Below are 10,253 nucleotides of genomic sequence, written 5' to 3' on the forward strand. Positions count from 1 at the left end.
GATAAATGACCTAATTATTAAAACTATCGAGAAATAGAGCAATAATACATTCGTTTTATACTAAAAAATATTTTTCAATCATATTCATTGGGATAATTTTGATTTTTAGCATTTGGTATATAAAAATAATTATTATAAAATAATAAATTATAATTCAATGAGTAATAATTCCATTGAAAATAATAGATTTATCATTGTTAAAAAACATAGAAAAAATGAATACAAAAAGAAAACAAAATAAACCTTTAAAAAAATCTTTTATAGAAATTATATTAACAGCACTGGTTTTTGGTGTTTTATTTTGGTCTCTTTTGTTATTAGTTTTTATTTTTCTAGCTGTTATAAATTTATTTATAGGTGTTGATGAATTATTATTTTCAATTCACGGTGTGTGGTTTTTTCCTGCTACTATTTTAGCATGGCTATGCATGACTCCAACTTTCCATATCACAAAGAAAAGCATTATTATTTTACGAAAAATTAGACCAAAAATTTATATTCCAATTTGCCAAGATCTTGAAGTTAAAATCATTAAGGTCGAATATTTCAAGTATCCACCTAAAGGGATACAATGGAAAAGTATAAGACGGATAGGGAAATGGCATCCTATATATATATTATTTATAACTTTTAAAAATAAAAAAGTAAAACTAAAAAAAAGCGTGATAAGTGGGGTATACACACATGACCAAATTGATTATTTTTTACGTAATTTATATTTGTCAGGTGTTCGCTATGAAGTCAAAAATTTACATATACCTGTTTAGTAAAAATTTAGGGATTTATTTCTATATAACTTTAATTATTTGGATGTTTCATTTTTATAATTTGGAACATTTTGGTAATTGATTTCTCTTTCCTCAATTGTATATATTCCATAATTATTTAATGGCGATTACATGCGACAATATCGAGGACAAGCAGAAGCTTTTTATGATGATGGAGATATCCCTTTTTCAATAGAACAATTTATCAAATACCATGCGGAAGATGGTGATTATGTTTCTCAACGTGAAATCACTTTAACACGAGAGCAAGCGCTGAATATTGAAAAAAGAATTATTAATGGTAATTATGCAATTGCCCCTTTTTATTTACCGTATTGTGCATATGCCGTTTCATCTGTTTTATATGAATATGGTCTACAAGAACTTTATTTGTTACCTGGTTCTTTGGAAGAAGCGGTAAAAGAGATTGAAGATAAAAAAGGACTATCTAATGAAAATAATTAATTTAGTCATTATCGTTTTATTTAATTTTATCGGTGCCTATCTAAGTTACCAATGGTGTTATCGAATGATTATCGCAAAACATCGCACACCAGAATTATATTATTTGATATGTTATGGTTTGTGTTATTTCTGTTTTATTCTGATTTCAATCTTTCTTTTAAATAAAATAAAACGACCGATAGATTTAGTGATTTGCGGAGTGCCAATTGGTTTTATCATTACCTTAATGTCACCAATTTTCTTCATATTAATTATGGGAGATGATTATAAATCGATTTTTAATCTAGATTTTATTATGGGGATGTTAGGTATCACATCAATGATAACCCTTAATTTTATAATCTATCCGGCAATATTATTATGCTGTCATTATTCTATTGGTGGGATACAAAAAATATCAAGTAAGCTTGCTTTGAAGCAATAATCATTTGTCCGAACTAGCCAAAAAATCGCCCAACTATTTTATACTGTCGAACTTATTAGATTGGATTGTTGATATTGAATTATCTGCTGTTATTTTAGGCGTTATTATAATAAAAATTAGTAAAATTAGAATCCAAACTAAAATGCTAAATTATTTTTTTTGTAGTTTACGATGAACCTATCAGGCAAACTTAAAATAGTTATCATAGGTATGACCAAGATTAATTAACTACTGCTAAGTCTAAGAAAAATATGCTATATTATTTTTTAAGTGATTTTACAAGGTGATAAAATGGATATTAAACTGACTAAGCATGACAAACGCTATATTGAAGGCACAGATGATGTGTACAGCATTATGCAACGTGTGTTATTGCGTGATAACCAAATCGACCAAGAGAAAGAACATCTTTGGATGATTGGGATGAATCAAGCTGGTTATATCCTGTATATCGAACTGATTGCGCTTGGCAGTTATAAATCGGTCGATGTTGAACCGATGAATGTATTTCGTGTTGCGGTGATGAAAAACGCCTCACGCGTGATATTAGTTCATAATCATCCGTCAGGATCGCTGACGCCGTCCGAAGCAGATAAAGATATCACCGATCGCCTCATTCAAGTTGGCCGTATTCTAAATATCGACCTAATCGACCACCTAATCATCACCCCAAAAACCTATATCAGCTTCCGCAGTACTAAACTTATGGATGAGTTAGAACAAAGCCTAAAATACGTACCGACTTATCAAGTGGTTGAACGCATCCGTAAAGAAGAAAAGTTAATTGCCAAAGAGAAGTTAGCGGTTGAAAGGGATAAGACAAAAACAGAAAAAGCACAAAAAGAACTGGCGCTTGCACAAGCCAAGGCATTAGCAAATGCGTTATTTAATAAAGGTGTTGATATCAAGACTATTGCAAAATTAATGGAAGTTACTCCGAAAAAAGTTGAGAGGATTTTAGGGAAATAAAAGATGGAAATCTAAGATTTATTTTGTGGTTTTACAAGTTTCAATCGCTTCTGTAGAGCATCACCAATTCTAGGGTGCATACGTTTCATGTGATTCACTCGTCCCATTGTTTGATTGAATAATCTTAAATACTTATCGCTATTTGCATTAGTTTGAAATTCTTTTTCGCATTCAAATACCGCAGCCTTAATCATATTCCTTTTCTTTTTAGGCATAGATGGTCTATTTTGATTCACATTCAAATTATGCATAATCTGTTTTTCACTTCGCGGCATAATATGATGTTTTGTTCTATTAGGTTTGGCTCCTACTGATTTCAATAAACTATAAATGCGACTAATAATGTCTTTTTTTTCTTTTGATGAAATAATTCGATTAGCCGAGACTGTTATATCATCAACATATCTTGTATAAGTAAAACCTCTTTTAGCTAGATAACTCACTAGCTCACTTTCTCGAGACCAGAATATTAAATTACAAATGTAGCTACTTGCTTTTCCGCCCTGAACAAGGTTGCCTTTAAATGTTATTAGTTCAGCTAAATATTCTGAAACATCTTTTGAAAATTTAAAAAAACCAGCCCATACTTCAAAGACAACTTTTTTTGAAATGCTTGGAAAGAAATTAGTAATATCCTCTGTAATTAGTATTTTTTTTCCTAAATGATTTTTGATATTGGTTAAAAAGTCTTTATCCTTCAAACTACCTTGTAAATAATCAGGATAATATACTTTCTTTAAAAATTTATTAGATATTCTGGCATGAATAAGTTTAAGTCGCTTTTTTACATTATAAGTATCACGAAAAGAACCATCGCTTTTTTCTTTTCTTTCATGAAGAAAAAAGAAACTATCTGAAGAATGATATAAATCATCAAGTTCTTGTCTTGTTATACCTAAGATTTTTGCTAATAAATCCAAATCAGCTACTGGTTTGGCTGAATATTTAGGAATCATCAGAATTAGGCTCTATAAGTTGTAGGGCAGTTAGAGATAACTGTTTAGCTAATTCATGACTAATGCCATCAATTTCTTTTTTATCAAATGCTAAAAAAATAAAAATACTGATTGGAATATTTAGAGCATCACAAATTTTTTCAATAGTCGATAAATTGGGATCTCTTTTGTCTTGTTCTAAAAGAGTAAGATAAGATATAGATAAGCCTGATAATTCAGCTAATTTGGTTTTTGATACCTTTTTTTGTGTACGACACATTTTCAGCGCATTACCAAAACTCATTATATTTACCTCTGTTAGATTGCGAGTGACCTGCTGTAAACTAAAATCATTTTTTAGATATAAATTCAATTAGCTGAATTACGGCAGGAATTAAAGTTATACATCTAGACAAAATATCGAGTAATTGACTTGATGAATACTGTTCCTCTGATTCTTCCAATTTTTGAATTATCTCTTCTAATTCTTTTCGTTTACTACTATCCATAACATCATGCAGCTCCTCTAAAACCATTTTTAATGTTTTAATGGAGTTCTTTAAAAGATTTTTGTTATTTACTAACATTTTTAACCTCGTTTTGCTTTTAATCAGTGCGATATTGCACCAGTCGACAAAACAATACTGAACTGAAAAAAAATGTTATGGATAGTACAGGGCACTCTAATCTGAGGTTGCTAGAGCAACCTCACCAGTCGATTATATTGCGCCAACTTAAATTACCTTATGGTATAAGTAGTAATTTTAGCGCATTGTTATCTGGGATAATGCTGATTGTTTAATAGCTATTTACTACCAACAATCGGCTAATAAAGCCACTGTCTTTTTCAGTATTAATCAGGTTTATCTTTTAAAGAGCATCAGGATGGTTGCATCCTGTTATTAACATAATATAATTTGAAATTTTACTTAATGCAATATTTTTTTTCTATTAGTCAAAAAATAATTTATTCAATATCCTTACTTACGCACCACGCTTAGTGGAATGGGGAGTCGGAGGAGGTGGTTTGAACCCCTCGGTCGCCTGAACACCTGAACTTCAATATTGCATGGCTGCTTTCAAGGCGAAACCCATTGCACTAACCTAAAGGAAAATCTGCATAGATCTTATTGAAGAAAATACTAATGCAATTACGGCGCTTAATAAGTTTGGCAATTTAAAGTTGATAGCAGTAAATATTAATTGAAATCGAGGATCGCTCCTCGATAGTTTTTACCCCTTTACACACACCACTTGCCTTAATTGATGTACTATCTCAACCAATTCATTTTGCGCGGTCATCACTGCACCAATATCTTTGTATGCCATTGGGATTTCATTAATCACGTTGGCAATCTTTTGGGCACCCAACATGGGTAGTTGCTTTGATTTGGGAAGAGTAAATCAATTTTAATAAAGATAACTTATCTTTTTAAATTTCCGAAAATCGCCCTTATTTTTTTGCTTTAAAAATTATACTGAGTCACTTTACAACCCCATAAACTTGGTATAAAATTCGCCCGCTTTCCTGAATAGTGCTGCTGCAGGAAAACAGTAATTATCTTCTCAATTTGAGGAGACGCTTTTTTATTGTTTTCTAGGTGGCTATTATGTCTACATTTTCCCGTTTACAAAAACGTTTGTCCCGTCTTGGGATTGAAAGTCATTTTAATAATGATATTTATACTTTAAATAAAGAAAATACATCTGCTCAGATTTTGTTACCAAGTCCATTGCCATTAGAGCAAAAAGCGGTAGAACAGCTTCTGAACTTTGCATCAGTGAACGTCCCTAATAGTGTAGGGAAAGTTTGCATGGCTCGTGCTACACCCGATTTTCATCCAGGTGCGGTTGCGCCTGTTGGTAGTATTGTTGCAACTACGCAGGATTTAATTATTCCTGCAGCAATTGGTACTGATATTAATTGCGGTATGCGGCTTTTTACCACCGGTTTAAGCTTTGATCAGGTGTGTGAACAAAAATCAACAATTATTGCACAATTAAAACGTGTGTTATTGCAAGATGAACGCGATGTACCTGTTACACCGCAATCTTTTCAAGCATTATTTGATCAAGGTCTTGCAGCATGGTTATCGGAGTTACCACAGCAAGGTTTGTGGAATTCAGTTAATTATGAACGGTTACACGCAGAGCTTGATAAAATATCCAGTAATCATTTAATTAAGGCAGATTGTCAGTATGCGCCTGAAGCCTTTTTTGAAAAGCGCGATATTATCCGCCCAGCGAGTTTAGGTACTGTCGGATCTGGTAATCATTTTGTCGAGTTACAAATTGTTGATGATATTATCGATCGACATTTAGCTTATCAATTAGGTCTTGAAAAAAATAGTGTCGTCGTCATGATTCATACCGGATCGCGTGATGTTGGTTTTTACATTGGTCAGCGTTGGCAAGATAAAGCAAAAGCTTTATGGCCGACTAATGAAAAGCAACCAAAATCAGGATTGTTTGGTTTAACAGATAATCACGCGCAAGCCTATTTACACGCTATGGGCGTTGCTGCGCGTTATGCTTGGATTAACCGTATTGTGATTACCGAATTGATACGTAAATCACTTGCTACTATTTTTCATCAAGATGATAGTCAACTTGTGGTCGACATTTCGCACAATATCATTTTGCCTGAACATGAGATGAATATTCATCGTAAAGGGGCAACACCTGCTTATGCTGGTCAGATAGCTTTAATCCCTGGCTCAATGGGTGATCACTCTTATGTAGCAGTGGGTAAAGGCCATGCTGATTGGTTATGGTCTTGTTCACACGGTGCTGGTCGAGCAGAAAGACGACAAGCTATGCGTAGTAAAAAAGTCGAATATGATAAGGTCAACTTGCCATGGCAATGTATTACCTTAAAAGAAGAGCGGTTACGTGAAGAGGCTCCCACAGCCTATAAACCTATCACACCTGTGATTGAAGCACAACAAAACGCCGGTTTGATTCAAACAGTGGTTAAACTTAAACCGTGGGTTACGTTTAAGGTGTAACATTCGAAATAGCATTTTGTGCAATAATTTATTATTTTATCAACATATTAAATTTTAACACAAAATGCTTTTTATAAAGAAAAATGATAACTATTTTTTTATCACACCAACAGCGTAGACCGATACTGTAAATTTGGTTGTTTAATCGAGTGTTCATCATCAATAATTACTAGCTCTTGAACATTTTTTGTTTGGTAAGAGATTAACGACTTAATTTTATTTTATTTAATTTAATTCAATTTTTTTATAGTCACTTATGCTATTCCTCGACCAAAATTAGCAGAATAATATCTATATATAGCAAATATTTCTGCTACAACTCCCTATTTTATATAAATCTCTGTATGTAGAGCAAATTAACCAATAGTGAATATATTGATACCATTTAGTTTTAAACTCAATACTTACTCAATAACAGATCTTATCATGCGTCATTTTTCCTAGGTTGAAACGACATTTCAGGAGATAAAGAAAAACTATCTCATAGTTGAGTAAAAAGATGGTATTGTTAGAAAAATGAATAACACGTTAATTGATATTTATTGACCAATCACTATCATAAATAATCTTATAGCGATCTCAAAAACGCTCTAACAGCTCTTTTTAGGATTGTGAAGATATGACAAAAACAATTTTTATTTATATTGCCATTAACTTAATTTTTAACTAAAAGTAAAATAATATGTTGATACTTTACAATAAAACCTCCATTCTATACAATACCCCCGCTTTCCTGAATATACTATTACAGGAAATTAATGAAATAGAGTTTAAAATTACAATAAAATCGAATATTTTTTCATAATATTAACTGTTTACAGCATTAAAAATAAAATTGTTGCGTAGTTATTTTTACGCTATACAATCAATAAATTTTTATTCTTTTATTTGTAATAAGGATTTATTTTATTTAAATTTTTTAATCATCTAATTAAAAAAAGGAGTTTTCATGGAAACTAAATCTGAGTTTGTTGGGAATAACCGTTCTGTCGTTGTAACTCTTTTATTGTGGTTTTTCCTCGGTACATTTGGTGTTTATAGGATGTATTTAGGTAAAGTCGGAACTGGTATTTTAATGCTTGTTTTAACAATAATTGGCTTTATTACTCTCCCTATAATAATTGGTATTTTTATATTAATTGGGCTTTTTATTTGGTGGATAGTTGATTTAGTTTGCATACTAAAATCACCGAAAATAAATCAAATGCCATAAATTTAAAATTTTCACAAAACTATAATTACTAAAACGACAAAACTAGAAGTTTGTTTTATTAACTCTAGTTTTATCTTTAGTAGTAATTTACAACTATTATAGAAAGGAAAGTTCCTCTTAATAAAGTCAGATCCAACTGAGGAACAGCTTCCTTCTTAACAGATTGAAATTTCATTTAAATTAATAGTTCAACTTTAAATTATTGTAATGTAGCTCTTTATTATTCAAAACACAAAAAACCTATTTCATTAATCACTTTGCTGTGTTAAATCATATAGCCATTGTTTTTATCATCACATCTTAAGCACTACCTTGTTTGTGGTATTCGGTAGTCATATCATATTATAAATATAAACTCACTACCCAAATAATATTAATATCCAGTCGCTAAACCATCCCCTCTAGGGTCGTTTGCGCCCATTAGTAGATGATGATTTGCATCGATAAGAATGGCACCGGCATGGCCCATGGTATCGGTTTAATCATCAACAATTTGCACATCCTGTCCACGTAATTTGAGGGAGTGTATCACATCATTAGGTATGTGATCTTCAACATTAAGATTATTGAAAGATGCATCCCATGTGCGCCCGTGCAACCATCTCGATGCATTAATGGCTAAAAGTAAAGGAAATCCTAATTAGGTTGGGTTATTTCCATCTATACCTAATTCATAAATTATCATAGATTTATTAAACTTTAATTAAACATTCCCTCATATTCCTCTATATTTATGAATTCAACGCCGGTGGGATTAAGTTTTTTGATCTCATCAACTACTGATTTATGATATAAATAAATTCCGGGCTCTTCTAATAATCTCCATCCCAAGCGTTTGTTTAATGGAATTTTTTTTAAAACTTCTCTGTCTAAGACATATTTGTTAATAAAGTACATATCACATTTTTCGTCGTATTTATAATCTGATTTTTCTTTGTCCAATGCTTCAAACGTATTATCATCAACGTAAATACAGTAATAATCATCAATGTAGCCACCTTTCCGGTCTGAAAGCTCTATCGGTACAATACGCACCCCTTCCATATTCATAGCTAACATTATGTTGGCAATTTTTTTAGTAACAAAATCTTTAGAGCCTGTTAAGTAATCGGCTAATACAGGATGACGAGGTAAAGGATCTCCCAATTGAGCCTTGATTATTTCTTTTCTTTGATCTAAGAGATCAATCATTGGAAAAGCCTGATCTTCTTTACGCATCATGAAATAATATTCAAAATCTTTCATATTTTATTTTTCATCCTCTTAAATGTAGATATTAAAAATAAGTTCAATTTTAACTTTTATTATACATGGTTCAATATAAAATAAAGACTACTGATAAAATAAAAATGCAATACTGTTGATAATTAAATAACAAACTAATAGTAATATAAAATTTTTTAATTAATTACACTTATCAATTGAATAGAACGATGTATATTAGAAAAAAGGCTTTTCTTTTCAGACATAGAACATCACATAATGAATATACATTTTTTTGTTTCGAGAACAGAAAACAACGCAGTAATGATGCCTATAGCTTAAAAAATATTTGTCTTAATTTAGTTTGAGTTTGCAAGATAAAGCAAAAGCTTTATGGTCGACTAATGAAAAACAACCAAAATCAGGATTGTTTTGTTTAACAGATAGTCACGAACAAGCCTATTTACAAGCTATGGGCGTTGCTGCGCGTTATGCTTGGATTAATCGAATTGTGATTACCGAATTGATACGTAAATCGCTTTCAACTATTTTTCATCAAGATAATAGTCAACTCGTGGTCGATATTTCACACAATATCATTTGGCCTGAACAAGAGATGAATATTCATCGTAAAGGTGCAACGCCGGCTTATGCTGGTCAGATAGCTTTAATTTCTGGATCGATGGATGATCACTCTTATGTGGCAGTAGGTAAAAGTAATGCAGATTGGTGATAGTCTTGTTCACATGGTGCAGGTCGAGCAGAAAGACGACAGGCTATGTGTAGCAAAAAAGTTGAATATGATAAGGTTAATTTGCCATGGCAATGTATTACCTTAAAAGAAGAACGGCTACGTGAAGAGGCCCCTACAGCCTATAAACCTATCACACCTGTAATTGAAGCACAGCAAAACGCCGGTTTGATTCAAACAGTGGTTAAACTTAAACCGTGGTTAACGTTTAAAGTATAATTTTGATAAAATCATGCTAGTTTTGGCTAGTGTGGTTTAGCATTGTGGTATTAATATTTTAAATAAAAAAGGCGCACAATGTACGCCTTTCTTATTTGTTTGCATCGGTGATGCGATAAAAGGTTTTAAATTATTTAATAACCTTAGCAACAACACCCGCACCAACAGTACGACCACCTTCACGAATTGCAAAACGTAAACCTTCTGCCATCGCGATTGGGTGAATTAATGATACTGACATTTTGATGTTATCGCCTGGCATTACCATTTCTACGCCTTCCGGTAATTCGATTGTACCA

At 31.9% G+C, this 10,253-nt stretch carries 10 protein-coding genes and 3 pseudogenes; 7 read left to right on the forward strand and 6 right to left on the reverse strand.

The window, feature by feature from the left end; all coding sequences use genetic code 11:
* The first annotated feature begins 173 nt into the window (after positions 1-173).
* The 4 genes from ACKJXD_RS10125 (at position 174) to ACKJXD_RS10140 (ending at position 2,625) form a co-directional block, all read left to right on the forward strand.
* On the forward strand, positions 174-767 hold the full coding sequence (locus ACKJXD_RS10125) for a hypothetical protein (protein WP_430876227.1): 594 nt from the start codon (positions 174-176) through the stop codon (positions 765-767).
* 132 nt (positions 768-899) lie between these two features.
* Entirely contained in the window at positions 900-1,232 is a 333-nt protein-coding gene (locus ACKJXD_RS10130) for a hypothetical protein (RefSeq protein WP_430876228.1), read from the forward strand.
* Positions 1,219-1,656, forward strand: coding sequence for a hypothetical protein (locus ACKJXD_RS10135; RefSeq protein ID WP_430876229.1), 438 nt, complete (start codon positions 1,219-1,221; stop codon positions 1,654-1,656). Before ACKJXD_RS10130 ends, ACKJXD_RS10135 begins: the two co-directional genes overlap by 14 nt.
* A gap of 291 nt (positions 1,657-1,947) precedes the next feature.
* Positions 1,948-2,625 (forward strand): JAB domain-containing protein, encoded by a 678-nt coding sequence (locus ACKJXD_RS10140; RefSeq protein WP_430876230.1) that lies wholly within the window; start codon positions 1,948-1,950, stop codon positions 2,623-2,625.
* Positions 2,626-2,636: 11 nt separating this feature from the next.
* On the opposite strand, the gene ACKJXD_RS10145 is transcribed toward ACKJXD_RS10140, so the two are convergent.
* The 4 genes and pseudogenes from ACKJXD_RS10145 to ACKJXD_RS10160 all read right to left on the reverse strand — a co-directional run.
* A complete protein-coding gene (locus tag ACKJXD_RS10145) occupies positions 2,637-3,581 on the reverse strand; it encodes a reverse transcriptase family protein (protein WP_430876231.1) in 945 nt (314 codons plus the stop codon).
* Positions 3,571-3,864: a helix-turn-helix domain-containing protein gene (locus ACKJXD_RS10150; protein ID WP_430876232.1), complete on the reverse strand. Its 294-nt coding sequence runs from the start codon at positions 3,862-3,864 to the stop codon at positions 3,571-3,573. The genes ACKJXD_RS10145 and ACKJXD_RS10150 overlap by 11 nt, the downstream gene beginning before the upstream one ends.
* Before the next feature lie 46 nt (positions 3,865-3,910).
* Positions 3,911-4,147: a hypothetical protein gene (locus ACKJXD_RS10155; protein ID WP_430876233.1), complete on the reverse strand. Its 237-nt coding sequence runs from the start codon at positions 4,145-4,147 to the stop codon at positions 3,911-3,913.
* Between the two features lie 646 nt (positions 4,148-4,793).
* Positions 4,794-4,953: pseudogene (locus ACKJXD_RS10160) on the reverse strand (RtcB family protein); the annotation flags it as partial.
* Positions 4,954-5,170: 217 nt separating this feature from the next.
* Between ACKJXD_RS10160 and ACKJXD_RS10165 the strand changes: the two are divergent.
* Positions 5,171-6,568 (forward strand): RtcB family protein, encoded by a 1,398-nt coding sequence (locus tag ACKJXD_RS10165; protein ID WP_430876234.1) that lies wholly within the window; start codon positions 5,171-5,173, stop codon positions 6,566-6,568.
* Positions 6,569-7,517: 949 nt separating this feature from the next.
* Positions 7,518-7,781, forward strand: a complete 264-nt coding sequence (locus ACKJXD_RS10170) for a TM2 domain-containing protein (RefSeq protein WP_220216069.1) — start codon at positions 7,518-7,520, stop codon at positions 7,779-7,781.
* 699 nt (positions 7,782-8,480) lie between these two features.
* Here the strand turns inward: ACKJXD_RS10170 and ACKJXD_RS10175 are convergent.
* Entirely contained in the window at positions 8,481-9,026 is a 546-nt protein-coding gene (locus ACKJXD_RS10175) for an imm11 family protein (protein ID WP_430876235.1), read from the reverse strand.
* A gap of 328 nt (positions 9,027-9,354) precedes the next feature.
* On the opposite strand from ACKJXD_RS10175, the pseudogene ACKJXD_RS10180 reads away from it, so the two are divergent.
* Positions 9,355-9,954, forward strand: a pseudogene (locus ACKJXD_RS10180) (RtcB family protein).
* 130 nt (positions 9,955-10,084) lie between these two features.
* Here ACKJXD_RS10180 and ACKJXD_RS10185 read toward each other — a convergent pair.
* A pseudogene (locus ACKJXD_RS10185) lies at positions 10,085-10,253 on the reverse strand (elongation factor Tu); the annotation flags it as partial.

The sequence above is a fragment of the Gilliamella sp. G0441 genome (assembly GCF_050589305.1).
Taxonomy (GTDB): domain Bacteria; phylum Pseudomonadota; class Gammaproteobacteria; order Enterobacterales; family Orbaceae; genus Gilliamella.